The 26,200-nt window shown below is 41.1% G+C and carries 26 protein-coding genes and 1 riboswitch; of the genes, 21 read left to right on the top strand and 5 right to left on the bottom strand.

The window, feature by feature from the left end; genetic code table 11:
* Positions 1-303 precede the first annotated feature (303 nt).
* Complete coding sequence (locus tag VB077_RS15270) at positions 304-819, bottom strand: DUF6125 family protein (protein ID WP_323416116.1); 516 nt, start codon at positions 817-819, stop codon at positions 304-306.
* A 195-nt stretch (positions 820-1,014) separates the two neighbouring features.
* On the opposite strand from VB077_RS15270, the gene VB077_RS15265 reads away from it, so the two are divergent.
* Genes VB077_RS15265 through VB077_RS15240 form a run of 6 tightly spaced genes read left to right on the top strand, consistent with a single transcriptional unit; the run spans position 1,015 to position 7,491 of the window.
* A complete protein-coding gene (locus tag VB077_RS15265) occupies positions 1,015-2,664 on the top strand; it encodes a spore germination protein (protein WP_323416115.1) in 1,650 nt (549 codons plus the stop codon).
* Between the two features lies 1 nt (position 2,665).
* The gene (locus tag VB077_RS15260) at positions 2,666-3,763 is read left to right on the top strand and encodes an endospore germination permease (protein ID WP_323416114.1); all 1,098 of its coding nucleotides are present in this window, start codon (positions 2,666-2,668) and stop codon (positions 3,761-3,763) included.
* The gene (locus VB077_RS15255; protein ID WP_323416113.1) at positions 3,760-4,929 is read left to right on the top strand and encodes a Ger(x)C family spore germination protein; all 1,170 of its coding nucleotides are present in this window, start codon (positions 3,760-3,762) and stop codon (positions 4,927-4,929) included. The genes VB077_RS15260 and VB077_RS15255 overlap by 4 nt, the downstream gene beginning before the upstream one ends.
* An 18-nt stretch (positions 4,930-4,947) precedes the next feature.
* Positions 4,948-5,157: a hypothetical protein gene (locus VB077_RS15250; protein ID WP_323416112.1), complete on the top strand. Its 210-nt coding sequence runs from the start codon at positions 4,948-4,950 to the stop codon at positions 5,155-5,157.
* Positions 5,158-5,206: 49 nt separating this feature from the next.
* Positions 5,207-6,304, top strand: a complete 1,098-nt coding sequence (locus VB077_RS15245; RefSeq protein ID WP_323416111.1) for an endospore germination permease — start codon at positions 5,207-5,209, stop codon at positions 6,302-6,304.
* Complete coding sequence (locus VB077_RS15240) at positions 6,301-7,491, top strand: Ger(x)C family spore germination protein (RefSeq protein ID WP_323416110.1); 1,191 nt, start codon at positions 6,301-6,303, stop codon at positions 7,489-7,491. Before VB077_RS15245 ends, VB077_RS15240 begins: the two co-directional genes overlap by 4 nt.
* Positions 7,492-7,588: 97 nt before the next feature.
* Here the strand turns inward: VB077_RS15240 and VB077_RS15235 are convergent, their stop codons facing one another.
* Entirely contained in the window at positions 7,589-8,041 is a 453-nt protein-coding gene (locus VB077_RS15235; protein ID WP_323416109.1) for an Hsp20/alpha crystallin family protein, read from the bottom strand.
* A 456-nt stretch (positions 8,042-8,497) separates the two neighbouring features.
* A riboswitch (molybdenum cofactor riboswitch) is annotated at positions 8,498-8,627 on the top strand.
* 86 nt (positions 8,628-8,713) lie between these two features.
* Here VB077_RS15235 and VB077_RS15230 point away from each other — a divergent pair.
* The 8 genes from VB077_RS15230 to VB077_RS15195 all read left to right on the top strand — a co-directional run bounded on the left by VB077_RS15230 (position 8,714) and on the right by VB077_RS15195 (position 15,125).
* Positions 8,714-9,511, top strand: coding sequence for an XdhC/CoxI family protein (locus tag VB077_RS15230; protein WP_323416108.1), 798 nt, complete (start codon positions 8,714-8,716; stop codon positions 9,509-9,511).
* Positions 9,508-10,056, top strand: a complete 549-nt coding sequence (locus tag VB077_RS15225; RefSeq protein ID WP_323416107.1) for an FmdE family protein — start codon at positions 9,508-9,510, stop codon at positions 10,054-10,056. The genes VB077_RS15230 and VB077_RS15225 overlap by 4 nt, the downstream gene beginning before the upstream one ends.
* A gap of 16 nt (positions 10,057-10,072) precedes the next feature.
* Complete coding sequence (locus VB077_RS15220) at positions 10,073-10,819, top strand: DUF364 domain-containing protein (protein WP_323416106.1); 747 nt, start codon at positions 10,073-10,075, stop codon at positions 10,817-10,819.
* Entirely contained in the window at positions 10,804-11,802 is a 999-nt protein-coding gene (locus tag VB077_RS15215; protein ID WP_323416105.1) for an iron ABC transporter permease, read from the top strand. The genes VB077_RS15220 and VB077_RS15215 overlap by 16 nt, the downstream gene beginning before the upstream one ends.
* Entirely contained in the window at positions 11,802-12,605 is an 804-nt protein-coding gene (locus VB077_RS15210; RefSeq protein ID WP_323416104.1) for an ABC transporter ATP-binding protein, read from the top strand. The genes VB077_RS15215 and VB077_RS15210 overlap by 1 nt, the downstream gene beginning before the upstream one ends.
* A 74-nt stretch (positions 12,606-12,679) precedes the next feature.
* Entirely contained in the window at positions 12,680-13,786 is a 1,107-nt protein-coding gene (locus VB077_RS15205; RefSeq protein ID WP_323416124.1) for an ABC transporter substrate-binding protein, read from the top strand.
* 88 nt (positions 13,787-13,874) lie between these two features.
* Positions 13,875-14,573 (top strand): class I SAM-dependent methyltransferase, encoded by a 699-nt coding sequence (locus VB077_RS15200; RefSeq protein ID WP_323416103.1) that lies wholly within the window; start codon positions 13,875-13,877, stop codon positions 14,571-14,573.
* A 3-nt stretch (positions 14,574-14,576) separates the two neighbouring features.
* A complete protein-coding gene (locus VB077_RS15195) occupies positions 14,577-15,125 on the top strand; it encodes a nucleoside-triphosphatase (protein WP_323416102.1) in 549 nt (182 codons plus the stop codon).
* 222 nt (positions 15,126-15,347) lie between these two features.
* On the opposite strand, the gene VB077_RS15190 is transcribed toward VB077_RS15195, so the two are convergent.
* Positions 15,348-16,646, bottom strand: a complete 1,299-nt coding sequence (locus VB077_RS15190; protein WP_323416101.1) for a hypothetical protein — start codon at positions 16,644-16,646, stop codon at positions 15,348-15,350.
* A gap of 91 nt (positions 16,647-16,737) precedes the next feature.
* Positions 16,738-18,093, bottom strand: coding sequence for a transposase (locus VB077_RS15185; RefSeq protein WP_323416100.1), 1,356 nt, complete (start codon positions 18,091-18,093; stop codon positions 16,738-16,740).
* A gap of 315 nt (positions 18,094-18,408) precedes the next feature.
* On the opposite strand from VB077_RS15185, the gene VB077_RS15180 reads away from it, so the two are divergent.
* The 7 genes from VB077_RS15180 (at position 18,409) to queF (ending at position 25,323) form a co-directional block, all read left to right on the top strand.
* Complete coding sequence (locus VB077_RS15180) at positions 18,409-19,020, top strand: TetR/AcrR family transcriptional regulator (protein ID WP_323416099.1); 612 nt, start codon at positions 18,409-18,411, stop codon at positions 19,018-19,020.
* A 17-nt stretch (positions 19,021-19,037) separates the two neighbouring features.
* Positions 19,038-19,814 (top strand): ABC transporter ATP-binding protein, encoded by a 777-nt coding sequence (locus VB077_RS15175; RefSeq protein WP_323416098.1) that lies wholly within the window; start codon positions 19,038-19,040, stop codon positions 19,812-19,814.
* The gene (locus tag VB077_RS15170) at positions 19,789-20,544 is read left to right on the top strand and encodes an ABC transporter permease (protein ID WP_323416097.1); all 756 of its coding nucleotides are present in this window, start codon (positions 19,789-19,791) and stop codon (positions 20,542-20,544) included. Before VB077_RS15175 ends, VB077_RS15170 begins: the two co-directional genes overlap by 26 nt.
* A gap of 119 nt (positions 20,545-20,663) precedes the next feature.
* A complete protein-coding gene (locus VB077_RS15165; protein ID WP_323416123.1) occupies positions 20,664-21,647 on the top strand; it encodes an ABC transporter substrate-binding protein in 984 nt (327 codons plus the stop codon).
* A 239-nt stretch (positions 21,648-21,886) separates the two neighbouring features.
* Positions 21,887-23,239: a Trk system potassium transporter TrkA gene (trkA, locus tag VB077_RS15160; RefSeq protein ID WP_323416096.1), complete on the top strand. Its 1,353-nt coding sequence runs from the start codon at positions 21,887-21,889 to the stop codon at positions 23,237-23,239.
* Position 23,240: 1 nt separating this feature from the next.
* Complete coding sequence (locus VB077_RS15155) at positions 23,241-24,698, top strand: TrkH family potassium uptake protein (RefSeq protein WP_323416095.1); 1,458 nt, start codon at positions 23,241-23,243, stop codon at positions 24,696-24,698.
* Between the two features lie 136 nt (positions 24,699-24,834).
* A complete protein-coding gene (gene queF, locus VB077_RS15150) occupies positions 24,835-25,323 on the top strand; it encodes a preQ(1) synthase (protein WP_323416094.1) in 489 nt (162 codons plus the stop codon).
* A 25-nt stretch (positions 25,324-25,348) separates the two neighbouring features.
* Here queF and VB077_RS15145 read toward each other — a convergent pair whose 3' ends face one another.
* Positions 25,349-25,951: a ribonuclease H family protein gene (locus VB077_RS15145; protein ID WP_323416093.1), complete on the bottom strand. Its 603-nt coding sequence runs from the start codon at positions 25,949-25,951 to the stop codon at positions 25,349-25,351.
* Positions 25,952-26,200 lie beyond the last annotated feature (249 nt).

The raw sequence follows: 26,200 nt of genomic DNA, 5'->3' as shown, positions 1-26,200 counted from the left end.
AGATTTATATTCTCTCATCCTGATATACTTTCTTAGCGTCCCCTCATTTTTCGTGAATTTCTAACCTTTCGTACTTATTTACCAATTATCCGAATTATCAGTCAATAATTGTGTGAAGTCGTTGGTTGCACTTATGCTGGAGGAAAATATGCAACGAAGTTAAACTTCCTGACAGTACAAAAAAAGTCTGAGGTCGATACGAATGTCTATACAAAAACGCCCCGAAAGCGGGCAGCGTTTACAACACCGCCCGCTTTCGGGACGTTTTTATATTATACTTTAGGCCTTACATTTCATCCCATTTCAAACATTTAAGGTAAATTCCCACCCACAGTAAAAATCACCGGGAAATGCATCAGGCGGGCAGACTAAACAACGGGTTGAAATTCGGGGATCGATCGTCTTGGCAAACAAGGAGTATTCCACTTCACCGACAGGCTTACACGGAAAGGCTGCCATTTGCTTTCTTTGGCGAGCGGATTGAACTCTGCAGTTGGTCATTTTAAAGATTAAGGTACGCTCATGGGGTCGCTCAATGCTCTGCTCATTGACAAAGGCATAAAGTCTAAAGTTTAAGGCGCGTGAAAGAGCATCAAGTCCCCCCTGATCAGGAAGTTGTAAGAATTCCTTAATACGCTTCGCCTCAAGCACTGTGAAATTTCGCCAAGCCTCAATATCATGTTCTATGGCCTCTTCTATTCCTCTCTTTTGTTCGATCGATTGGAACCAAAGCCCATCATGGGCTAACCAACGCTTGGCAAAATCTTCGAGCAATTCTAGGGCTTGTTCACGACTCAAATCCTCTTTGTTATTTAACATAGTCCTGCGCTCCCCTCTCATCAACCGCATAGCCTACTTATATTATTTATATTCTAATCCAATATTCGGAATATTGTAAATAATCACTTCCGCGAGCAAAACAAATAACAAAGCCCCAACCCCTTAAGCATTCGTATAAAAGAATGAATTATTTAGATACTATATAGGAAACTATAATCAGCACTGGAGATCATTATGCCAATAACAAAGCTAGTTGATAAAATCAATAAGCAAAAATATAAGCAGAAGCGGCGGAATCAAAATTCATCCGAACCTGCCGACTCCCAAGGTAATACCCAGCCTAATTCCCAAGCCAACGCTCTGGCAAATCCTGAGGATAATCCGGATTCCCTTTCGTTGAATCTCGAACAAAACCTTCAGCGAATTCAGAGCGTTTTCGTGGAATCCAGTGACCTGGTTATCCGGAAGTTTAAAATTGGGGCCAATGAATCCATTAATGCCTTTATTGTTATGTTTAATGGGCTTATCGACGAAAAATCGGTAAGCGCGGATCTTATCAATCCCCTAATGTCTTTGCAACATGATCTTAAAAAGAATAATGCCATCAATATCATTAGGGACAGCTCGCTTACAGTTGCCGTCGTGAAAGAAAGCAGAACCTTCGGTGAAATTACCAATGCCGTATTATCAGGGGATACCGCTTTATTTATTGAGGAATCAAACATTGCCCTTCTCGCCTCTTTGCGGGGATGGGAAGCCAGGGGAGTGACCGAACCGAAAACCGAAGCCGTAGTCAGAGGACCGCGCGAAGGTTTCGTGGAAAGTTTGGGAACCAATATGGCTCTTTTGCGAAGAAAAATGAGAAATCCCGCTCTTAAGTTCTGGGAATTGCAGATTGGCAGACAAACAAAAACCTCCGTCTGTGTGGCTTACCTCAATGGAATAGCCAATGATAAAATTGTGGCAGAAGTCAAAAATCGGCTGCAAAGAATAGACACCGATTCAATCTTAGAATCAGGATATATTGAATCCTTCATTGAAGATGCGCCCTTTTCCCTTTTTCCGACTGTTGGGAACTCTGAAAAACCGGATATTGTGAGCGCGAAACTTTTAGAGGGGCGCGTTGCCATTTTAGTGGATGGAACCCCTTTTGTCCTAACAGTCCCCTATTTATTTGTCGAAGCGTTTCAAAGCGCCGAAGATTACTATACCCGACCTTTTTATGCCACGTTCATCCGCTCGCTGCGCTGGCTGGCTTTCTTTTTAACAACATTTACCCCGGCATTATATGTAGCCATTACAACCTTCCATCAGGAATTTTTGCCACCGGCACTTCTCGTGAGTATCGCGGCAGCCCAAGAGGGGACACCTTTTCCATCCATGGTTGAAGCGCTCCTCATGCAAACTATTTATGAAATTCTGCGGGAGGCAGGAGTTCGTTTACCCCGACCCGTGGGTCAAGCCGTAAGTATCGTAGGAGCCCTGGTCATTGGAGATGCCGCTGTCTCATCCGGGCTCGTGGGTGCTCCCATGGTCGTTGTAACCGCCCTAACGGCTATCTCTTCATTTGTGATCTCATCCTTAACAGATGTAAGTACACTGGCCCGGTTTATTCTCATCATCTTGGCGGGCTTTTCGGGATTATATGGGGTTATGTTGGGATTTATTGCTTTCTTAATTCACCAGGTCTCTCTTCGTTCTCTCGGGGCACCTTATATGTCTCCTTTAGCCCCCTCTACCTTTTCGGATTTAAAAGACGTATTCATTCGTTCGCCCTTATGGATGATGCTTACGAGGCCCCGTGCATTTTGGGAAAAAGATTCAAATCGTAAAAAACCTAACCTCATGCCCACTCCGCCTGGTGATCAGAAAGGAGAAAAATAGCATGTTGGAAGAAGGCCGAATTAGCTATAAGCAATTAATCCTTCTCATCTTAGTAAGCCGAAGCATTATTACCATAACCTACCTCCCCGCCTTGAATGAGCCCCCGGCCAATCAAGATTCCTGGATAGCGTCGTTATTGTATTATCCGATTCAATTATTAATAGCACTCCCGATCTACTTTCTATGGAAAAGGTTCCCTGACCAAACCATTATCCAGTATAGCCAAACGCTCTTCGGAAAGCTGGGAAAAGTGTTCGGCGTTTTGATCCTTTGGTATTTTCTGCATTCTACGGCGCTTGCCTTATCCCAATACGGCTTTTTCCTCACGACCGCAGTGATGCCCGAAACCCCTATTCTTTTCTTTGCGTTGACTCTCGTTCTTATTTCAGCGTATGCCGCCACCAAAGGACTTGAAGTGATAGGCCGTTTATCCGAATTATTCACACCCCTGATCCTGTTCGCCATGATCACGATCTTTTTCCTGTTATTTAATAATATGAACTTTAAGATACTCACCCCTGTCCTTGAAAAAGGCATCCTTCCGATCTTACAAGGCAGCTGGATCTATAATGGCCGCTCGATTGAGGTTTTAGAATTAGCGATGCTTCTCCCCTATCTGAACACGCCCAAAAAAGTCAAATCAGTCTTCTTCATAAGTTTTGCTCTCGTGTCTGTCTTTTTTGTCATTATAACGATTCCCGTCCTTACGGTATTCGGTGTGACGGAAGCACAAAGCCGTGCCCTCCCCGTCTTTTCAGTGATCCGGCTCATCCGTGTCGGGGATTTCCTTGAGCGTATCGAATCTGTCCATATGGCGATTTGGACCCTAGGGGCCTTTATAAAAGTAACAATAAATTATTATTTGATTGTTCTGGGTTTAAGTCAGCTCTGCAATTTAAAAGAATACAAACCATTGATCCTGCCCATTGGCACAATTCTTATCCCCTTAAGCCTTTTAGTAGGCCCCAGCATTGTCGAGTTAAGAGAGTTTCTCTCATACAAAACGCTCGTCCCGTATTCCTACTTTTTTATTTTATTTCTTCCATGCCTTCTTCTTCTTGCTGCGATCGTCCGCAAAAAAGGAGTAACCTCTCGATGAAAAAAATAATTTCGCTCTCTATTTTTTGTATCTTATTATCGAGTCTGCTTACCGGGTGTTGGAACAGAAAAGAACTCAATACTTTGGCGATCGTCCAAGCCATAGGCATTGATCGAACCGAGGATGAGCAAATCAGTATTTCCGCTCAAATACTCAAACCCAGTGCGGTTAAAGGTCAAGCGAAAGAAAACACAGGGGTATGGACCGTTACGAGTACAGGGGAAACCGTTTTTGATGCCATCCGCAATGCTTCTCTCAAAACGGATCGCAGATTATATTTTCAGCATAATAAGGTCCTCCTTCTCGGTGAGGACACCGCCAAAAAAGGAATTATACCCCTGCTGGATTTCTTAGGACGGGATCATGAGGTACGCAGGCTCTCCTATGTCTTCATTGCCAAAGGCAAGGCCGAAGATATCCTGCTCGGAGAACATGAACAGGAAAAGGTCCCCGGAAAGGCCATCGAAAGCTTAGCCAAAACGAGTGAGCTTGTTTCTCATCTACCCAAAAGGGATCTGGAGGATTTAATTGAGACTTTAGGCAGCAAAACCGACAGTTCTGTTGTTCCCGGGATTGAGCTTATAAAAAAGGAAGATAAGGATACTTCAAAGAATGTCGTTGCCCTGGATTCCACGGCGATCTTAAAAAAAGACAAACTGATCGGATGGTTTGATCACACTGAAACACGGGGACTGCTTTGGGTATTAGGTGAGGTAAAAAGTGGAGTCATTGTGGTTAAATCCCCCGGAGACGAAACAAAAAACGTCAGTCTGGAAATTATTAAAGCCTCCAGTAAAATTACGCCGAACATTGAAGATGGCAAGCTGACCGTAACGGTTGAGGTTAAAGAAGAGGGAAATCTGGCGGAACAACTGTCGGAAGTCAATTTAACCAAGCCTGATCCTTTTCAGGAACTCGAAAAAAAGCAAACGGCCGCGATTGAAGCAGAAATTAATGCTGCCATCACCAAGGCTCAAGAATGGAATGTCGATATCTTTAAATTTGGTGAGGAATTTCATCGAAAGTATCCCCAAGAATGGCCGGAACTTGAAAAGAATTGGGATCAGGAATTCCCGAAGATCGAGGTTAACCTCGAAGTTGCTGCTAAGTTGAGCCGGATAGGTCTCGGTACCACCCCTCTAAAAACAGAAGAATCCAATGAATAAACGGGGAGGGATAAGAAGATGAAAGTTTTCGTGTTATTACTGGTTTTTGCCCTCATCGCGCTCCTAGAAATCCCCAAACTGATCCGCAAGAAGGAATGGCCCGAACTGATCACCTTTTCAATCCTTTTAACGATCGGTTTTATCCTCAGCTTCCTTCAGGTCATCGGGGTGGAACTCCCTAATCCTAATAAAGGAATAGAAAAACTAATTAAACTGCTGACTCCCTAGCCCCTTTCAGTTAATGATCCCCAAAATTCGGTAAAGTGAGGTCTGCATCATGTTAGAAGGTGGTAAAATCTCCGCTCGGCAAATGATCTTGCTTGTCTTTGTGAGCAGGGTCATTTATTGGATCACCTCTCTCCCGGTTTTATTGGCACCACCCGCCAATCAAGATGTATGGATCGATCTTTGGATGGCCGTTCCAATTTATTGGATCGTAGCTCTTCCCTTCTATTTTTTAGCCAAAAGATTTCCCCAACAGTCTTTTTACGAGTACACTCAGGCCATCACCGGTAAAGCAGGCCCATGGTTAGGAATCCTTTATGTCTTATTTCTTTTGCATATAACGGGTCTCACCCTCACTAACTTTTCTGAGTTCTTTACAACAGCCGTCATGCCTGAAACACCTTCCCTTTTTTTCGTGATATCCTTAACCCTTATTGCTGCTTATGCCGTCTATCACGGGATTGAGGTCTTGGGCCGTCTGTCAGAACTTATCGCGCCGATTATTATGATAGCTATTATTGGCGTAGTTTTATTGCTCGTTAACGATATGAATCTCCAAGAGTTAACACCGTTTCTTGAAAAAGGAATCTATCCTTCGATTTTTACCGGTTTATCCCCGGTGGGGCAAACCATTGAAATCATCGAAGTCGCCATCATCCTTCCCTTTCTGAATGACCTTCGGAAAACAAAAAAAGTCTTTATCTATGCCCCGTTGTTACTCGTATTCTTCCTTTTTATCCTAACCTTTTCGGAGCTTACGGTATTAGGGGACGATTTGGCCAAAACCTACACCTATCCCTTCTATAACATTGTGCGGCTCATTCATGTGGGTGATTTCTTAGAACGGATTGAAGTTATTCATGTTACAATCTGGATTTTAGGGATGTTTGTTAAAACAGCCTTTCAATATTATGTCATCGTACTCGGAATAGGCCAGCTTTTCCATCTCAAAAGCTATAAACCCTTGATCCTTCCAATGGGGATCATTATCGTTGCCTCAACGAATATGTTGGGATCAAACGTTGTTGCATTCAGAGAATTTCTTTCCTTTGAGATTTACGATTGGTACACCATGTTTTTTATATTATTTATACCCTCCCTGCTGCTATTGACCGCAGTCCTTCGGAAAAAAGGAGAATATTCAAAATGAAAAAACGCAGTTTGAATTTCATGCTCTGCTTAGTCCTTTCCTTCACCTTGACCGGGTGTTGGAATAGGAACGAGTTAAATACGTTAGCCGTTATTCAAGCTCTGGGAATTGATATGATGGAAGATGGCCAGATTAACCTTACCATCCAGCTCCTTAAACCCGGGGTTCTCCAAGGAGCACCAGCACAAACCAAGGGGGAAGGGGGGGGTGGCCCATGCGTTTGGATCGCAACAGTCAAAGGAAAAACTATTACTGAAGCGATCCGGAATGCTACGACCCAAGTCGACCGAAGGCTATTCGCCAGTCAAAACAAAGTCGTTGTGATCGGTGAAACAGCAGCCCAATCGGGTCTTTCCCCATTGCTTGACTATTATTTTCGTTATAATAAACCTCGCGAACTCGCCTATATTTTTGTTGCCAAAGGTAAAGCCGAAGATATTATCAACGCCGAAAATGAGCAGGAAAAGGTCCCCGGTAAAGCGATCGAAAACTTGGCAAAGGCAAGCCTTAATACCTCGAAGGCCCCTGAAGTAACCTTTCACGATCTCCAGAGAAGTCTCGTCAGTAAAACAAGTTCTTCTTTTCTTCCCGGTCTGGAATTAGTGAAAAGACCGGCAGGTACGACCATTGAAAAACAGGTTGAACTTTGCGGAACGGCAATTTTTAAGAAAGATAAGCTTGTCGGCTGGTTCGACGGAAAGGAATCGCGGGGTCTTCTCTGGGTTCTAGGAAAGGTGAAAAGTGGAATCCTCGTGGTTAAATCCCCTGAAGACGAATCACAGAAAGTAGTCTTGGAGATCATCCGGGCGTCAAGCAAAATTACTCCGGAGCTGATTGACGGTAAACCAACGGTGACCGTTGAGGTGAAAGAAGAGGGAAATCTGGGTGAGCAGATGTCTTCGGTGGATTTATCCAATCCGGATGCTTTTAGGGAACTGGAAGACAAACAAGCCGAAGCCATCAAGGAGGAGATCAATGCTGCTTTAAGTAAAGCCCAAGAATGGGGAGTTGATCTTTTTAAATTTGGGACTGAGTATCATCGTAAATTTCCGGCGGAATACCCGGAGCTCGAAAAAAACTGGGAAGAAGAATTTAAGAATATGGTGGTCAACGTTGAAATTGATGCTAAAGTTCTCCGTGAAGGTCAGGCTTCTAAACCCATTCGTGCAGAAAAGAAGACTGAATAGACAGAGTAGACAGAATACCTATCCTTGCTTAATCAATAGGGGCGTACCAACCAAAGTTCGATATTTCTATCGAATCAAGTTGATACGCCCCTTGATATTATTCGATTTCAATTTGTTTACCCTTACCATTCCCATACTCTCTCTTGGGAAGAATAATGGATAAAACCCCATTATCAAACTTAGCTTTGACATCTTCGACTTTGACATTAGATAGCGCAAACGATCTTGACATCGTACTCATGCTTCTCTCTCTGCGGATGTAGTTACTCTTTTCTTCTTCGGATTGCGCATCTTTATTCACTGAGATTGTGAGTCTGTCTTCATCGAGTTGAAGATTAATTTCATCCTTCTTTGCACCGGGAAGGTCAGCTTCAACAACGTATTCCTTATCTGTTTCCTTAATATCTACCTTCATTGGCACATGACCCCGATAAAAAGGCGGAAAGAACGGACGATTGAAAAAATCCTCAAAAAAATCATCCATATCAAACATTCCATCATAATTTTGTAATTCCGAATTTCTTCTTCTAAAAGGCATCAATTCAAACATTCTAAACACCTCCACTTAAATATCAAACCTTACTTTATTATCGACTCCACTTGAATATCGACTTTACCGTCTCCCCACGGGCTAACTCATCTCACCTCCCACTTCCTTTCATATGTTCTAACAACCTTTAACTATGTTATACTCCGTTTTACGATATGAAACAAATCGTATTTCTGACCTTTGCTGACCTTTATTGACCATCTTTGACCTTTAGGGGAAAATATATTTTGATGGGTTAAATTCTATAGGTTTTACTTAAATTTACACTAAGCCCCTTCAGATGGACTCAAAACTCCACCTGAAGTAAGCATTTCCTTTATGCCTTACCGAACAAAAACCATTGCAAACTAGCCGGAGCTATCATATACTTTAATTATCATTTGGTCATATAATTTTATATTAGGTGGTGTTGAACAGAGTTCGCTTTTACGTATCATTCATTGACTAAAAAATTGTATTGATAACTTTCTCCGAGCCGAAGTAGCCTAAAGAATTGTTCCATGGTTTTTCGGCCAGACCCCAGGTCTCGGGTATGCCCGGAAACAGGTATGCCTTCCCTTTTACAAGGAGGTGGTAAGTGAAATAACTCATTTCGTTCAGAACGGAATGAGGTTATTGGCTGCACTTTCTTAAGTGGAGCCTTTTTTAGTGCATTAATTAGGGGGTGGTTGCTTGGAATTCAATTTAATGCGCCTTCTTGCAGAATACCAGGAAGCCAATAAGGAAGCAGCCCTTATAACGGTCATTTCCTCCGAAAATGTTAAAAATTGTACGACAGGGGCCATGATGTTAATTGACGAAAACGGGGGGATACTGGCAGGCGGCATTGGCAATGAGATCTTTCAACAAAAAGCGGTTGAACAAGGCAAGATCTGTATCCGCAGAGGCCTTTCCCGCAAATCCTCAATTAGTGTTGAAAAGGATACTGTAGAAATTTTTGTTTCAGCTTTCTGCAATGAGGATCACTTAATCATTGTGGGTGCGGGTACAGTGGCCCAAACCCTGTATAAACTGGCAAGAATTCTGGGTTATCGCATTACAATTATTGATCACCGGGCAGAAATGCTTACGAAAGAAAGATTTCCGGATGCTTATGAATTGCTTTTAGGAGATATCCCCAAAAACCTGAAAGCCTGTACGATTACCGAAAACACCAACATTGTCATTGCGACACATCATCATGAATTTGATGAACAGGCACTGCAAACCGTCATTTCTTCCTCTGCCCGTTATATCGGTGTCCTAGGCAACAGTCGCAGGGTGGCAGGATATTTTAATAATTTAAAGCCCCTTAACCTTTCAAATAACCTTCTTGAGAGAGTATATTCCCCTATCGGACTTGATTTGGGTGGAAAAAAGACAACTGAGATTGCCTTAGCTGTGATGGCTGAGATTCAAGCCGCAAAATATCAACGAACAGGCGGTTATATAAAGGATAAAGAGTATAAAAAAGAAGGAGTGTTAGTATGACTGACCATTATGAAGAGGATATAAAAAAGGCACAGGAATTTCATGGCCATGTTTGTACTGGCATTGTATTTGGGGTCAGAATCGCTCGGGCGGGTCTTAATTTTCTCGGTATTGAAGATCCCTCAAAAAATAAAGATTTTATTGTGTACGTTGAGGCGGATCGTTGTCTCGCCGATGCTGTCCAATCGGTAACAAGATGTTCACTCGGGAAAAGAAGGCTCAAATGGATGGATTACGGCAAAATGGCAGCCAGTTTTATCGATATCCACACCCAAAAAGGGGTTAGAATCGTGGTTAATAATCAGAAGATGTTTTCTGACGATGATGATCCCGTTGCCTTTTGGAAACAATTTTCCGATGAAGAATTGTTTAAATTCGAGCCGATAACGGTTGCTTTAAAACCGGAAGATCTACCCGGCAAACCAACGAAAAGGGCCTTTTGTGAAATTTGCCATGAAAAGATTAACGATGGCCGAGAGTTGCACAAGGATGGGAAAGTATTGTGTCAGGCTTGCGCTAACGGTGCGTATTATCAAAAAATCTGAGCGAGGAGGATAAAGCATGTGGGCACTATATGATGAACTCATTAATACCATCCCTGAGGATTTAACTGTATTGGAGTGCATGATTGGGGTCACTTGGACGCTTGTTCGTTCGGAGCGGGGGCTAGGTATAGCTAAGACCATCAAAGGCGGTAAGAAAGGTTCAGATCTCGACAATGTTACCGGAATGTCGCTGAAGAAGCTTGCAGGATATGCAAAGTCCTGGAATATGCTTGAAGCATCGTTAGGGCAGGCCGCACTGAACTCAGCCCATAATCATCCGGCCGAGGTTATGTCCATCACCGGCCAACCGATTCGCCCAACTGCTCATCCCGAAGGGGCCAATGCCTTTAAATTATTAGAACCTGCGCTATCCGGTAAAAAGGTTGCTGTTATCGGTCATTTTCCGGAGGTTGATGAGCTTCAAGAAAAATGTGAGCTATCCGTCCTGGAAAGAGAGCCTCAAGGAAAAGATTATCCTGACCCCGCGTGTGAATATTTGCTCCCGGAGCAAGATTTCGTTTTTATTACAGGAACCGCTTTTACCAATAAAACGATGCCACGGCTTCTTGAGTTGTCTAAAAATGCGAAGGTGATTCTCGTGGGTCCAAGCGTGACCCTTTCCCCTATCCTTTTTGACTACGGAGTCGATTACCTTGCGAGTTTTATGGTGCTCAATCCAAAACTGATTTGGCAAGCAAGCCAGGAAGGAAAAAAGATGAATATTTTTAAGCATGGCGGGCAAATGGTATGCATCCATCATTAAAGAAATTGATCCTTGTGATTTTGCCGATCATCACTTTAATCTTCTCGTTTACGATGGGTCGCTATGCCATAGCTATTCCTGATTTGTTTAACACCGTCTATCAGCATTTTTTTGCGGACAACAGAGGAACGAATTTCGATACTGTTGTGTTTAATATCCGACTGCCGCGTATTCTTGCGGCTATGTTAGTCGGAGCAGCCCTATCGACCGCGGGGGCCGCCTATCAAGGAATGTTCAAAAACCCGCTCGTATCTCCGGATATCTTAGGAGCTTCAGCCGGTGCCGGATTCGGGGCTTGTTTGGGCATTTTCTTTGCACAATCGGGAGTCGTCATCCAATTCTCGGCCTTTCTATTCGGACTGATCGCCGTATTTCTTACTTATTTTATTAATGTCAAATTCAACTTCGAACCGACACTTGGCTTAGTCCTCGGGGGCATGCTGGTGAGCAATCTTTTTGCCTCAGGAACAGGAGCCATCAAATACTTTGCGGATGCTAATGATACCCTGCCGGCCATTACGTTTTGGTTGATGGGAAGTTTATCCTCAGTCAATAAACAGGATCTGCTCATGATTTTAATTCCTATGGCTGTAGGCTTTATCACCCTCTTTCTAGTCCGCTGGCAGTTAAATGTGCTGGCATTTGGCGAAGAAGAGGCGCGAACGCTGGGGATCAATACGAAAAGGCTTCGCCTCATTGTCATTATCAGTTCGACGTTAATAACCTCTGCTTCTGTCTCGATCTCCGGCATGATTGGTTGGGTGGGCTTAGTGATCCCGCATTTAGCCCGTTCCATTGTTGGACCCAATTATAAAACACTCTTACCCGTCACCTTTGTTCTGGGGGCAACGTATTTATTGCTGGTCGATGATTTGGCTCGCTGTCTGGGCACGGTTGAAGCCCCCTTGGGTATCTTAACTTCCTTGATTGGGGTCCCTTTCTTTATTTTGATTTTCAAAAGAAATATAAAGGGGTGGAAGTAATGCTGGAAGTCAAAAACATTTCCTATAGTTATGGGCCGTGCAAAGTCCTTCATGATATCTCTTTCAAGGTTGAATCGGGGGAACTGATGTGTGTGTTGGGACCCAATGGCTGCGGAAAAACAACTCTGCTTAAAAATATCCTCGGCTTGTTGTCCCCGAGTGTCGGCTCGATTTGGATCGATGGCCAAGAGATTCGAAAACTATCGCCGAAGCAATTGGCTCAAGTGATGGCTTATATTCCTCAAGAGCATACTCCGCCCTTTCCCTATACCGTTTTTGATGTTGTCCTGATGGGGAGAACGGCGTATCTTGCCAGTAATCTCTCTGTTCCCGGTAAAAAAGATGAAGCTATCGCTGAAGAAGCTTTAGCCGATCTGAATATTACTTACTTAAAAGATAAGATCTATACCAAAATCAGCGGCGGCGAGAGACAGCTCGTTCTGATTGCGCGGGCTTTAGTTCAGCAGCCCAAGCTCTTGGTTATGGATGAGCCGACTTCAAGCTTGGATTTTGGTAAACAGAATGTGGTGCTGGAACATGCGCGAAACCTTTCCCGGAAAGGGATCAGCATCCTCATGGTGACCCATGATCCCGGACATGCTCTCTTTTGTGCGGATCAGGTGGTAACGATGAAAAAGGGCCGCCTGTTAAAAATCGGAACCCCTCAAGAGGTGATTTCCGAAGAATCCATGCAAGAGATGTATGGTACTGAGGTCAAAATCGGCAATATCTGCCTGCCGGACGAGAGAAACATTCGGGTTTGCGTTCCGGTTCCCACGCTTACACAAGGTATAAGCGCTTAAGTAAATCAAGATTCTTCGGCCATTTGGGCCAGTAATAATATGCAAATCAAAAAAAGGAAGTGTTGTAAGTGAAAATGACGAGAAAAAATAAGATGGTTTCTGTAGTACTTATGGCGGCAATGATCTTTTCTCTATTACTAACAGGATGTGGCAGCCAAAGCGCCTCACAGCCACAGCAACCCACGACCCAAACGATCACAGACCATGCCGGAAGAACGGTAACCATTCCTGCTCAAATCAATCGTTGTTATTACACCAGTCCTTTGGGGATGATCATGGTCTATTCGCTGGCACCGGATAAGATGGTTGGCTGGTCTATGAAGCTTACGGATAAAGAAAAGAAATATATTCCTGAACAATATTCGTCTCTTCCTTTCCTGGGCGGATTACAGATGAACGGTAAGATCAACACGGAAGAACTGCTCAAGGCTAAACCTGATGTCATTTTTTCCGTGGGTCCCGATCCGCTCAGTGATACCAATAAGAGCGATGCCGATAAACTTCAGCAGCAGCTGAATATTCCGGTCCTGGTTGTAGACGGGGATATTAGAAGTACAGAAAAGGCCTATACCTTTATCGGCCAAATTCTTGGGGTTGAAGACAAAGCCCAAGAGCTTGCTGCTTATTGCACAAAAACTTTGAACGAAGTTACAGCGGCAACTCAATCCATCCCTGAAGATAAAAGAGTCAAATTCTATTATGCCGAAGGTCCCAAAGGGTTGGCTACAGAGCCTAAAGGCGGAAGTCATGCGCTGGTTTTGGACTTGGTCAATGGCAATAACGTGGCCCAAGTTACCGCTAAAGGCGGGGGCGGAATGAGTGATGTATCCCTGGAGCAAGTCTTAAAATGGAATCCCGATGTCATTTTATCGTGGGGTGTGGATGCCGGTGGTGCCTATGATCTGATACGGACGAGTGAGGATTGGAAAAATATCAATGCAGTTAAAAATAACAAAGTCATTGAGATCCCTAATTACCCGTTTAACTGGTTTGACCGCCCACCCTCAGTGAACCGCTTCCTCGGTTTGAAATGGCTGGCTAACACCTTCTATCCCGATTATTACAAGGTGGATATGGTCAAAGAAGTCAAAGAATTTTACGCTCTGTTCTATCATGCTAACCTTTCCGATGATGATGCTAAGGACTTACTGAAAAATTCAACATATAAGGTCAATGGATAAGGTGAGTCATATGAGTGATAAAAAAGTGATGGACGAAGATAGTGTTGAAGAATATGATGAGATTGCAGAAGAGAAAGGATAGTAAATCATGAATTTTGATTGGAATTCGAATACCATCGAATGGTATCAGGCGGCAAATGAGTATTCGGGCTTTTTCAAGAATATCGCAAACTTAATAGCTCCCAAATTAGAAGGGTATTCCACTTTCTGCGATATAGGCTGTGGTTTGGGACTCATCGATTTGGAACTGAGTAAAAGCATTAATAATATTACGTGCATCGATATTAACGAGAATGCTATCGAGGCATTAAAAAAGAGCATAGTTGATAAAAATATTTCAAATATCAAACCTTGTTTGATGGATTGCCAGGATATTAAAGAAAATTGGGATGTCATTTATACCAGCTTTTTCGGCGGTCTCGAGCTGGAAAATTTCATACCTCACTGTAAAAAGCTTATTTCAGTCGTTAATAAAAGGAACCTAGCTGAACTCTATCCGGATAAATATCGGAGATTTCAAAAAAGGACAACGGAAGAGGTCGCTCAAGAATTGACTCAAAAGGGAATAACTTATTCTTTTAGAGAGGCATCTTTTGAGTTCGGACAACCTTTGCTTTCAAGGCAAGATGCTCGGGATTTCGTGAAGACCCAAGCTCCCGGAATCACTACAGAGGATTTAGAAGCTTTTCTATCTCTGCACCTTAGAGAAACAGGAGAGTTAAAATACCCTTTCCTAATTCCCCGAACGAAGTCAATGGGCATATTTGAAATTGAAGGCGAGCTATAAACAATGCACATCTTTTTGACCGGTGAAATCCAAGTCGGGAAAAGCACTGTAATTGCAAAAACACTGGCCCTTTTAAATATAATCCCCGGTGGCTTTAAAACTTACTTTGATTCTGATAGAGAATGTCCCGATAAATCACTTTATATGAGTTCTGCCGTAGGTCCAAAGCTCTTTCGAAAAGAAAATGCAGTAGCGCATTTCAGCGAAGGTCAACCGCCGCAAGTTTTAACCGAGAAATTTGATATTTACGGTATCGAACTCATAAGGTCTGCCAAAATGAACTCAAACCTGATTATGATGGATGAATGCGGAAGCCTAGAGCGTAACGCACTACTGTTTCAAGAAGAAATTATGGATACACTAGACGGCAGTATCCCCGTTTTGGGTGTGATAAAACAGGGAAGCAGAGGGTGGACCGATAGGATCAGAAATCATCCCAATGTCAAGTTAATTACTGTTACTGAGGAAAATAAAGACGGACTTCCTGAAAATATTTTTTATTTATTCGCGCGCATGATCGAACGGGTGGAACCGACTTCAGCGCATTGCTGAGAATGTCTTCCCGCAGGGAAAAGCAAAGAGACTCCCTTCAACAGACAATCTCTTTGCTGCTTAACTACTTCTGTCAAAAGAAATGGCATATTTTGTGCTTCCCTCCTTAACGGAAAAAATTGAAGGGGCTGTGTTTTCACACAGCCCCTTCTGGCCAGCACCGAGCGTCGTCGTTCCTCTTAACTTGAAGTATGGTATTAATTTGACCGCAGTTAATTCAATTTACTTCCAGTGGTATTTTTCAAATTCGTCATCTAAGTATATATTAAGTTTTCCTTTGTAAATTGGATTTAATATTGTATTTCCATGTGGTTGTTCCGGTATATTCAAGTTTTCCCCTGTTTGTAAAATGACTTCAATATCATGTTTAAGATCACCAATCGTATTATTAAATACCTCTGGCATCAATCCTTTCTGCTGAAAATATTTTGTCCCTGTAGTAGAAAGCTTTTCTAGAATTCTATCGCCAACTTTTCGGAAATACTCAGCATTTGTTTCAATATCGAATGAAATTCTGATAAAGAAAAGATAAAGACCTTCATGTAGTACTAAACCCATTTCTAAATCAATACCATTGTCTACAATAACCTCAGTACAAGAAATAACATTCTTTGAAAAATCATTATAATGATATGTTAATTGTGAAGCAAATAATGCTGCTTCATATTCTCTATTACTATTTTTATATTCTCTAAAAACTTTCATTAAAGGTATTGCAATTACAAATGAATAGTTTTCACCTAATTTATCATAATTTCTTATTAATTCACAAAATACATCTGTAGGAACATAATATAGTTCATTTAAGTTATTATGATTTAAAAAGTTAATAATTCGGGCAAGAGATCCTCCAATTAGCTCAAAAGGACGAAAATTTACATATTGTTGAGTTTTTTTATTCTTCATTTCTTCTTCGGCAAAAATCTCAATTAATTTTTCATATGCTTTAATCAAAATAATTGAGGTATTTATTGAATTTTTACTAATTGATTTTATTACTAACTCTTCAAATGCAAAAATCATTTCATTTTTTTGTTCGTCTGAATTACAATATTTAGTTTGTACTAAAAGTCTTTCTAATATATTCTGTGGATTAAACCATTTTACAACTTCGAAAATATAATAAATTACAAATAAAATAATGGTTCCATTAAGATAAAGTATAGAATTAAAGAATATTATATCCGTATCATTTGGTTTATCTTTTAAAAGTATCAAGATTATTGTATCTACGGAAAGATAAAGAGAAAATAAAAATAGAACACTAAAAAATAATCTTTCGGGAAAAAATTTTAAGCTTGTAGGCCAGTTCTCATTAGAAACTTGGAAAAGAATAATCGTAGTACTAGAAATTAAGGCAAAAATAGCCGCAAGCGATTGAATAGCTGAACTAAAAATATAACGATAATTATCGATATCATAATTAAAAAGAGGTACAAAATAATAAATAGAAAATCCCAGTAAAGTTAATAAAACCGGGAATAGAATAATAGGTTTTAAAATTACTTTGATAAACCTCAATTTTTATATCACATCCACTATAAAAATAATTCTTTATTAACTAAATCCTCGATCACTTATCATTTTTTTATCTAGCTAAAAAGTTTATACCTCAACTTTCGCACCCTGGTTGTGCGAATAAAGCCTTGATATAACTGGGTAATTCACTCACCCAATTCTGTAATTGACTTATCGATGACTCATTATTCCCTGATTTATTCGTTAAAAGGTCGAGGACAAAAACCATTAGCTGACGTAATGCCGTTTTTAAGTCTAAGTCCACCACCTCATCAGCAAAAAGATAGAACAATCCTCCGAGCGAACGTTCATCTGTATTTTGTCTCCGTTCCCACTCAAGGATGAGATATCGGGTAAAGACAATGGTTGTATGGCTGATCATCATGTCAAAGGACCGTCCTTGAAATTCAGTGCCCAATTTCAAATGAGACTTAGCCATTTTGAAAAAGGTCTCAATACCCCAACGCATGCCGTAAATCCTTACAATTTCTGCATCTTCCAGAGCAAGATCTGTTGTTAGGATGGCCAGCCAATCTCTGCGATTGTTGCGATTCTGAACGAAAACAATTTTAAGGGATAAGCCAGTAGGGGTTTGAACGCGGACTGACCCTAGAATTTCTGCTTTAGGGTTCTTAGGAATTTTAGCATAAAGCTCACGTAAGCTTAATGATTTTTCCTCAAAAAGGTAACGCTGTTTTAGTTCTTTGACCATTCCAATAACGTGAAGTCCCTTGTCCATAATCTTTTGAAGCAGGGGTGCATGGGTAAACCAACTATCCATCAGAACGTAATCTGCTGAAAATCCAGCCTTTAGAGCGCGCTCAAGCATTTGAATAACAGCGTCCGGTTTTCGGATCATGGATTCCATACGTCGCTTGTAGCCTGTCGTGCGTTTGTCCAAGTCTTCCCGCATTTCGCAAAGACGGTTTTTAGCCTTGGCAGAACTCATTAAGGTAAAATCGATGGGCGCAAAGCTATAGCCATCGGACCAACCGAGTGTTAACAAGTTATAACCGCGAATAAAGCGGCCTGAAACATGATCATAGATACGCGCTAAAAGTTCAACCTTTTTACTGCGTTCTCGGCTCATGACTGAATCATCGACGATGAAAACGCGGATACGACGTGCGGAGGTGAGGTTTTCCAATCGAGCGACAACCTTGAGGCTTAATAACTGATAAAAACGCCTCCAGTTATAACAGGATTCATTAAGGAATCGATAGATAACATCTTTACCGGGTAATGTTTCGCCACGCTTACTTTCTAATAACCGAAACAGATTCCGGCCTTCGAATACTAACTGAAAGATGATTTGGAATAGCGCAAAACTCGAAAGCCCATAGGTTTTGCGGATTCCAGCCTTCCGAAGAAGTTGACCCATTCTGAGTGTGGAAAAAACGAAAGAAAGTTGATTCTCATGCTTTTCAGACAGGGAGTTGTGTTGTAACATTGAAGTATGCACCTTTCTGTTTTGGAATGATGGTGAGTTTGGTCACTTCCATTTTACCAATTCGAAAGGTGTTTTTCAGTCAATGAACAAAATTATTTTGTCCCAACCCAGCTATAGACTGGGTTAGATCCAATTTTTACGACGCGAAAGTTGAGTAAGTTACTAAATAAAGAAGGAAATTAACACTGAATAATAACGGGTTAATTTCCTTCTTTTACGCTTGACTATCCCTATAATCAAGCGTAAAATTGACGCATGAACTGAATAATAGTTCATTTTTTACTTTTACAAGATAATACAAAATGGAGTTTAGATATGGTCTACAATAAAACCGATAAGGTCAAAGAAAAACAGCAAATGCGGAGCAAGAAAATAATTAAAGCTGCCCGAGAAATTCTTTCCGAAAAGAACATGGAAAAGGTATCCATTAAGTCTATTGCACAAAAAGCGGGAATTGCGACGGGAACATTTTATCTTTATTTTACAGATAAAGAAACACTAATTGATACGGTAATTCAAGAAATCTATAACGAACTTCTTGACCAGATCAAAAAAGAACGGACAAAGTATACTAACAATTTTGATAAGCTCCAAGCAACGATGAAAGTATGTATAAATCTATTTCTGAAAGAAAAGAACCTTGCTAGGGTCCTCTTATTTGACTTTCCCCAGAAAAATACAGTCTTAAATGCGAAATATACCGATATTGAAAATGACCTCATCCGCCTCACGAAAATTGACCTAGATGAGCTCCTGGATCAAGACTTGATTCCTAAGCAGGACACCCAAGTCAGTGCTACTGCATTTGTAGGTACATTCCGTGAAGTTATTTTATCCTGGATTAGTCACGGTGAACCCCTTGAATCGGAGTTATCCTTTCAGACTTTGATCGAGTTTAATATGCGTGGGATCGGAAGAGATTTTTAAGATAAGGAAGATATTAAATGGATTTCTTAGACATCGATGCTTTATGCGTTAATTATAATCAACATAACCATATCACTTCTGCCCTTAAGGATGTCAGCCTAACCCTGCCCCAGGGAAGCATTGGTGTAATCATTGGACCCTCTGGTTGTGGAAAAAGCACGCTTTTAAATATTTTAGCGGGTTTAAATATGAACTACCAAGGCAAGGTTTTCATTGACGGCAAACCGCCCCAAGAGAGCAAGGAAACTGCGTTAATCCTTCAAGAATATGGTCTTTTGCCCTGGAAATCAGTCTGGGATAATGTAAAATTAGGTCTTCAGATCAAAGGAGCTTCTTCCAAGGAAACTGCTGAGCGGACAAAAAATATTCTCAATAAATTAGGACTTCTTCATCTAAAAAAGCGTTTCCCCATCCAATTAAGCGGGGGGCAACGGCAAAGATTAGCCATTGCACGTTCACTGATTCTTCAACCCGAACTGCTGTTAATGGATGAACCCTTTTCCTCACTTGATGCCCTTACCCGTGAAGAAATGCAGGATCTTCTTTTAAATATTTGGAAGGAGACCCATCTAACTATTGTCTTAATTACCCATAACATCGAGGAAGCTGTTTTTCTCGGTCAGAAGATTTTTGTGATGTCCGCATCTCCCGGTACAATTATTAAAGAAATTGATAACTCTCTTGCCGGCGATTATTCCGCCCGAGGGAAAATGGAATTCTTAGAAATGTGTAACTCACTGCGTTTAGGCTTAAGAGGGAGGGATGAGCATGCACCTAAAAAGCTTAATCCATAATTTGATTTATATTATCGGTGCAATCCTTTTTCTCGGTGCGGCCTGGCAGGCTTTATCCATGGTCCTTGATACTCCTGCTTTTCCTCCGCCCGAGAAGGCCATTGCCTCTTTTTTCGCACTCTTTAAAATTGAGATTATCCCTCATTTAAAAATTAGTTTTTATCGAATCGGAATCAGTCTCATAATTGCCACTGTTTTGGCCGTGCCTTTTGGGCTATTTTTAGGTAAGAATAGAATGGCTGATCAAATCTCAGCCCCTTTACTTTATCTGACATTTCCCATTCCTAAAGTAGTCTTTTTACCTATATTTATGATACTTTTAGGGATTGGCAATCTTTCTAAAATTGTTTTAATCACTTTGATAATTTTCTATCAAATCCTGGTTATGACGCGGGATGCCGCTCGCAATGTCCAACAAGAATATGTGCTTTCCGTAAAATCACTCCGAGCAACCGAACGAGAACTTTATCAACATGTATATTTTCCTGCTTGTCTGCCGGCTATATTTACGTCCTTAAAAATCGGTTTAGGAGGAGGCTTAGCGGTTCTCTTCTTAGTTGAGACTTATGCGACACAAGAGGGAATAGGCTATTTTATCATGAATTCTTGGAGCAGCTTAGCCTACGACAAAATGTTTGCCGGGATCATAGCAATGTCGCTTATGGGATTTCTACTTTACTTGCTTTTTGATGCCTGTGAAAAAGTTGCATGTTCATGGGTCAATCCTTAAATTATAAATTAGCACGAAATAAGATCTTCAAAATTAGATCTTGACTTGATTGTGATAAAGGTTTACTATAATCCAAGAACTGAACTTTGATTCATTGTTTGAAAACTTAGGAGGCGTTTATATTGCGGAAATCTTTCCTTTCTGCGTTGGTTGTAATTGCTATTCTGATAACCGGGGTAACGGGATGCGGCCAATCCAATCCGGCAAAACAAGAGGGAACAGCCCAAAAAGCGGAAGCAACCGTCTTAAAAATTGGTTCCTTAACCATCGAAGAAAACCTGCCTTTACTCGTTGCCGATAAAAATGGTTATTTTACAAACGAGAACGTAAAGGTCGAACTTGTTCCTTTTCAAAGTCCTGTTGAGCTTCAAAGCGCCTTTCAATCAGGGGACCTCGATGGAATGATAACAGATATTATGATCGCTGCGTTGCTGCAAAGTTCGGGTGAAGATCTGCGCGTAACCTCAATTGCACTCGGCGCGACACCGCAAGAGGGACGCTTTGCGATTGTAGCCTCACCGAACAGCACGATAAAAACGGTACAAGATTTAAAAGGAAAAGGTATTGGTATTTCAAACAACTCGATTATTGAGTACGTAACGGATGGCCTTCTCCAACAAGGGGGAGTTGATCCTTCTGAAGTCAAGAAAACAACCGTTGCGAAAATACCTGTTCGAGTGGAAATGCTCCTAAATAATCAAATCGATGCCATCACTGTTCCGGATCCTCAAATTACCTATCTTGTTTCCAAAGGGGCAAAAATTATTGCTGAAGACAGCCAAGGAGAAAACCTTTCACAATCTGTAATTTTAATGAAGGGTGAAGCATTGAATAATAAAAAAGAGGCCATAACCCATTTTTATTCAGCCTATGCCAAAGCCGTAGATGATATCAACCAGTCACCTGATCAATATAAAGATTTGCTCGTTAAAAACGTAAATATCCCCGAGAGCGTTGTTTCTGACTACAAAGTTCAACACTATTCAAAACCCCAGCTTCCCACGGAAAATGAGGTCAGCGGTGTTATCACTTGGTTAAAAAATAAGAACCTACTGAAAAACGAGGTTACCTATCAAGGTTTTGTTCAAAACGGATTGTATTAACTTGATTCTTATCCCTATAATTCAAATTTAATCTTAATAAAAAAGCTTAGACCACATCGTTCTAAGCTTTTTTAATTTCTGCTAAAAAGTAAGAAATATTTTTGAAATCGGATTATACTTGAACATTCTGTAAAGGTGTATTATGTTATACATGAGTAGAAATCCGTTAGAATTAATTTAGCAAATTCTAACGGGTTTCTATAGGATTATTATTGTTAAAATTCGGAGGTTTTATAAGGGTGCGTGTTGTAATTGTAGGAGCGGGTAAGGTAGGTTATATTTTAGCTCAATATTTATCCCAAGAAAATCATGAAGTTATTGTCATTGAAAATAACGAAGAGCGCCGCTCAATTGTCCAAAACAGTTTAGACGTTATGACAATTGCCGGGAATGGCGCTAGCCCAGCCATGCTTTTAGATTCTGAGATACGTAAGGCTGATCTTATGGTAGCAGTCACTGATAGTGATGAAGTCAACATGATCGCCTGTATGTCTGCTAAGCAAGCCGGAATTAAACGGACGATTGCTCGTGTCCGTAATCAGGAATATGCCGAAAAGGACAAGCTCAAATTCAATGAGTCCTTAGGGATTGATTTAACGATCAACCCTGAGATGGTTACAGCCCTTGAGATAAGTCGTATACTTTTAACCCCCGCTGCCTTAGACGTTGAGGATTTCGCAGATGGGCACGTTAGAATGCTTGAAGTTAAAATTCCACCTGATTCTAAACTCGCAAATGTTTCTTTAAGTAAACTTGATTTACCTCGTCAAATCTTAATAGCAGGTATCCTCCGCCAGAACTCAATGTTAATTCCTCATGGGAAAGATATGCTTTTACCTCATGATTCAGTATTTTTTGTAGGTGAATATTCCGCAATTATGAAACTTGAAAAACACTTTCCCCTGCGGAAATCGAAGGTTGACCGAGTTATGATCATTGGGGCCGGAAGAATCGGCCGCCATTTAGCTGTTATGCTTGAAAAATCAGGGATCTCGGTTAAGGTTGTTGATAAAGACCGCGAACGCTGTCAAGACCTCGCTGAAATTCTCAAAGATGGTCTAGTCCTTTGCGGGGAAGGAACAGATATTGATTTGCTGGCTTCAGAGGGAGTAGGGGAATCTGATGCCGTAATTTGCCTAACGGATGATGATAAGCTTAATTTACTGATTGCCCTTATTGCTAAGCATCTTGGCGCCCCTAAAACCTTTGTTCGCGTTGGTCGTTCGGAATACACCTCCCTAATGGAGCAGGTCGGGGTCGATGTTGTCCTTTCTCCACGTATACTTACTGCAGGGGTTATTTTACGCCAAGTCAGAAGAAGTGATATTGTCTCAATTTCCCTCTTGGAAGGTGCAAAGGCTGAAGCAATGGAAATCATTGTTGCTAGCTCAAGCCCCGTGGCCCACCGTAAACTTAAAGAAGCTAAGCTTCCTCGCAATTGCTTGATCGGAAATATCGTCCGCAATAATGAGATCATTATCCCGAACGGAGATACTTATCTTGAACCGGGTGACCGCGTTATCGTCTTCGCACTGCCGGACACTGTCCCTACCGTTGTAAAATTGTTCGAAAATAGATTAGGGAGCAAATAAAATGGATGTTTCACTTATCCTGGGTATACTGGGGAAACTTCTTACTGCATATAGCTTTGCTATGTTTATTCCTTTAGCAATTGCACTCTTCCTCAAAGAATCCAGTATAATCGCTTTTATCATTACGATTATGATGACGGGTATTACCGGGGTTTTTCTCAATCGATATTTCAAGCCCAAACAATTAAAGTTCGGTATCCGTGAAAGCTTTGTCATTGTAGCCGGAGCCTGGATATTCGCTTCTTTGTTTGGTGCATTGCCATATTGGTTTGCTAATGCCGTTCCAACCTATATCGACGCTATATTTGAAACTGTCTCAGGGCTTACCACTACGGGAGCAAGTGTTATTACCGATGTTGAAGCTTTACCCCAATCACTTATTTTCTGGAGAAGCCTTACCCACTGGATGGGTGGAATGGGAATTATTGTTTTCTTTATTGCTTTACTGCCCAGCACGGGGAGTGGGGCAGTAAATCTTTTTAATGCCGAGGTTCCCGGGCCAACCAATGAAAAAGTTCAGCCCCGTATTAAAGATACTGCTATAGGTCTTTGGAAAATCTATACTGCCTTTACAATCATTCTAGCCTTTCTTCTTTGGATTAGCGGAATGGACTTTTTAGACGCCATTGAGAACTCCTTTGCAACCATTGCTACGGGGGGATTCTCTACCAAGAATACAAGTATTATGTATTATGATAGCTATACCATTGAATTGATCCTTACGATTTTTATGATTCTCGCGGGGGGGAGTTTCGGAATTTACCTAACGGCTTGGCGCCGAAAAAGCTTCAAACCCTTCCGCAATACTGAGTTTTGTGTTTATCTTTTGATTATCCTTGTTTCAACAGTACTCATTGCCGGAAGTCTCTGGTACAACGGCGGTAAGTCCCTTGACTATGCTTTTCGCCATGCTTTGTTTCAGGTAGCTTCAATTATGACAACAACAGGGTATGCCTCTGCAGACTTTGATCAATGGCCGGCTATGACAAAGATTATTTTATTTCTGCTGATGTTTATCGGGGGAAGCTCAGGCTCAACTTCAGGAGGTATAAAAGTTTCTCGGATTGTGCTTCTTGTGAAAACTGCATGGAGTGAGATGAAAAGAACCGTTCATCCCCAAGCCATAATCAGCATCAAAATGGATGGAAAAGCGGTTGGACCAAACACCATCGTTATGTTAGGTATCTTTTTCTTCCTTTACATCGTGACTTTTGCAGCCGCAAGTTTAATCATAGCCGGAACAGGTCTCGAACCCTTTGATGCGATGAGTGCTGTAGCTGCTACATTAGGTAATGTTGGTCCCGGTTTTGGAGCAGTAGGTCCGACATCAAATTTTGCAGGCGTTAATCTTTTCGGAAAGTCTGTCTTAACTTTGTGTATGCTTCTTGGACGATTAGAGTTTTTTACTCTCCTCATTTTGCTGCGGCCTGAATTCTGGCGAACTAAAAAGAATTGGTAGGAAGAATTTTATGGGCAACAGACGCAAATGATAAACCTCTGGAAAATCAAGTCATGAAAACAGTAACCGTCGATACATTTGGGGTAAACTATGGAGAGCTGGAAGTTATAAAGAAGTAAAAAGGGGCTAAATAAAAATGACACGAAAAAAGGATGAACTTGAAACCATAAGCCTTCTCGGAAACAATGTAAAATACGATTTTAGCTATAATCCGGAAATACTGGAGTACTTCGTCAACAAACATCAAGAAAATGATTACTGGGTTAAGTTTAATTGCCCGGAATTCACTTCACTTTGTCCCATTACGGGACAACCCGACTTTGCAACGATCTACATTAGTTATATTCCGGATGTAAAGATGGTCGAAAGTAAATCACTGAAGCTTTATTTATTAAGCTTCAGGAATAATGGAGATTTCCATGAAGATGTGGTCAATATTATCATGAAAGACTTAATTAAATTACTCGATCCACGTTATATTGAAGTTTGGGGAAAATTCTTGCCCAGGGGCGGTATTAGCATTGATCCTTACTGCAATTATGGTAAAAACAAAAAATTCGAAAATTTCGCTGCCCAGCGACTCCTTTATCACGACATTCAATTGGAACACATTGATAATCGGTAAGAATATACTTTAATACGTATTGAAATCATTGGGCGGTAATTCCTAATGCTGCTTTAGCCTTTTTATCAACGTATTCATTAAATTTATTACCGGTATGGGCTTTAACTTTTTCGAATACGTAAACTCCTCGATATTCATTCATCAGCTTCGCATATCTTTGGGTGAATTCATTTTTAGCCCTCCATTCTCCGGTAACCCAGAAGGCGATCCCGGCATAATCATGATATATTCGAATCGTTACGCCTAGTTCTGCGGCTCGTTTTACCGCATAAAGGGCAGCTGCAATTTCTCCCGCAACATTACGCATCTTAGCTGCTTCTGGGCTTGTCCCTGTATTGCTGTCTTCATAAACCACTTCATCATCCTTGACAAAGGCATAAGCCCAAGAATATTGACCATTACTATAACTTCCGTCAGTATAAACCTCGTAAGCAGTGGGTAAAGTGTTTTCCCTAAGCTCACTTCGTTTATCATTCAACCAATCTTGGGCGGCGCTTTCCGATTCAAAGCTTTTATAGACTGCACCTGAAAATTCATGGATAGATTTTTTACATGCTGCCCAGGTCGTAAATACTCCCGTCTCACGACCGGCTTTAACCGCATAATATTTCGTTTTCTTTATTGGCATTACCGAAACCCTCGCTTTAAACATTTATCATACTTAAGCATCTAAATATATGCTTATTTTATTAGATCTGGTTAATACATGCAATCAATAAATTTCACTATACAATTCAAAAGAATCATGGCTTTAATCCATAAGAAAGGGAGGAGAATTGCCCCTTTTGGAGAAAGTAATCATTAGCGCAAATGTATACATATAACATCAATAAAATCATTGATACTATATACAGGAATATATTTAGATGTGTTATGT

The organism is Desulfitobacterium sp. (assembly GCF_034927245.1).
In the GTDB taxonomy this organism is placed as follows: Bacteria; Bacillota; Desulfitobacteriia; order Desulfitobacteriales; family Desulfitobacteriaceae; genus Desulfitobacterium_A.
This window is presented reverse-complemented; position numbering and strand designations above follow the sequence as displayed.

Excerpts from the sequence above, each read along its gene's own strand:
- VB077_RS15175 (WP_323416098.1), top strand. The coding sequence starts at position 19,038 with ATGGATTTCTTAGACATCGATGCTTTATGCGTTAATTATAATCAACAT.
- VB077_RS15260 (WP_323416114.1), top strand. The coding sequence starts at position 2,666 with ATGTTGGAAGAAGGCCGAATTAGCTATAAGCAATTAATCCTTCTCATC.
- VB077_RS15265 (WP_323416115.1), top strand. The coding sequence starts at position 1,015 with ATGCCAATAACAAAGCTAGTTGATAAAATCAATAAGCAAAAATATAAG.
- VB077_RS15255 (WP_323416113.1), top strand. The coding sequence starts at position 3,760 with ATGAAAAAAATAATTTCGCTCTCTATTTTTTGTATCTTATTATCGAGT.
- VB077_RS15205 (WP_323416124.1), top strand. The coding sequence starts at position 12,680 with ATGACGAGAAAAAATAAGATGGTTTCTGTAGTACTTATGGCGGCAATG.
- VB077_RS15210 (WP_323416104.1), top strand. The coding sequence starts at position 11,802 with ATGCTGGAAGTCAAAAACATTTCCTATAGTTATGGGCCGTGCAAAGTC.
- VB077_RS15245 (WP_323416111.1), top strand. The coding sequence starts at position 5,207 with ATGTTAGAAGGTGGTAAAATCTCCGCTCGGCAAATGATCTTGCTTGTC.
- VB077_RS15235 (WP_323416109.1), bottom strand. The coding sequence starts at position 8,041 with ATGTTTGAATTGATGCCTTTTAGAAGAAGAAATTCGGAATTACAAAAT.
- VB077_RS15200 (WP_323416103.1), top strand. The coding sequence starts at position 13,875 with ATGAATTTTGATTGGAATTCGAATACCATCGAATGGTATCAGGCGGCA.
- queF (WP_323416094.1), top strand. The coding sequence starts at position 24,835 with ATGACACGAAAAAAGGATGAACTTGAAACCATAAGCCTTCTCGGAAAC.
- VB077_RS15215 (WP_323416105.1), top strand. The coding sequence starts at position 10,804 with ATGCATCCATCATTAAAGAAATTGATCCTTGTGATTTTGCCGATCATC.
- VB077_RS15180 (WP_323416099.1), top strand. The coding sequence starts at position 18,409 with ATGGTCTACAATAAAACCGATAAGGTCAAAGAAAAACAGCAAATGCGG.
- VB077_RS15170 (WP_323416097.1), top strand. The coding sequence starts at position 19,789 with ATGCACCTAAAAAGCTTAATCCATAATTTGATTTATATTATCGGTGCA.
- VB077_RS15185 (WP_323416100.1), bottom strand. The coding sequence starts at position 18,093 with ATGTTACAACACAACTCCCTGTCTGAAAAGCATGAGAATCAACTTTCT.
- VB077_RS15225 (WP_323416107.1), top strand. The coding sequence starts at position 9,508 with ATGACTGACCATTATGAAGAGGATATAAAAAAGGCACAGGAATTTCAT.
- VB077_RS15270 (WP_323416116.1), bottom strand. The coding sequence starts at position 819 with ATGTTAAATAACAAAGAGGATTTGAGTCGTGAACAAGCCCTAGAATTG.
- VB077_RS15145 (WP_323416093.1), bottom strand. The coding sequence starts at position 25,951 with ATGCCAATAAAGAAAACGAAATATTATGCGGTTAAAGCCGGTCGTGAG.
- VB077_RS15195 (WP_323416102.1), top strand. The coding sequence starts at position 14,577 with ATGCACATCTTTTTGACCGGTGAAATCCAAGTCGGGAAAAGCACTGTA.
- VB077_RS15155 (WP_323416095.1), top strand. The coding sequence starts at position 23,241 with ATGGATGTTTCACTTATCCTGGGTATACTGGGGAAACTTCTTACTGCA.
- VB077_RS15250 (WP_323416112.1), top strand. The coding sequence starts at position 4,948 with ATGAAAGTTTTCGTGTTATTACTGGTTTTTGCCCTCATCGCGCTCCTA.
- VB077_RS15240 (WP_323416110.1), top strand. The coding sequence starts at position 6,301 with ATGAAAAAACGCAGTTTGAATTTCATGCTCTGCTTAGTCCTTTCCTTC.
- VB077_RS15220 (WP_323416106.1), top strand. The coding sequence starts at position 10,073 with ATGTGGGCACTATATGATGAACTCATTAATACCATCCCTGAGGATTTA.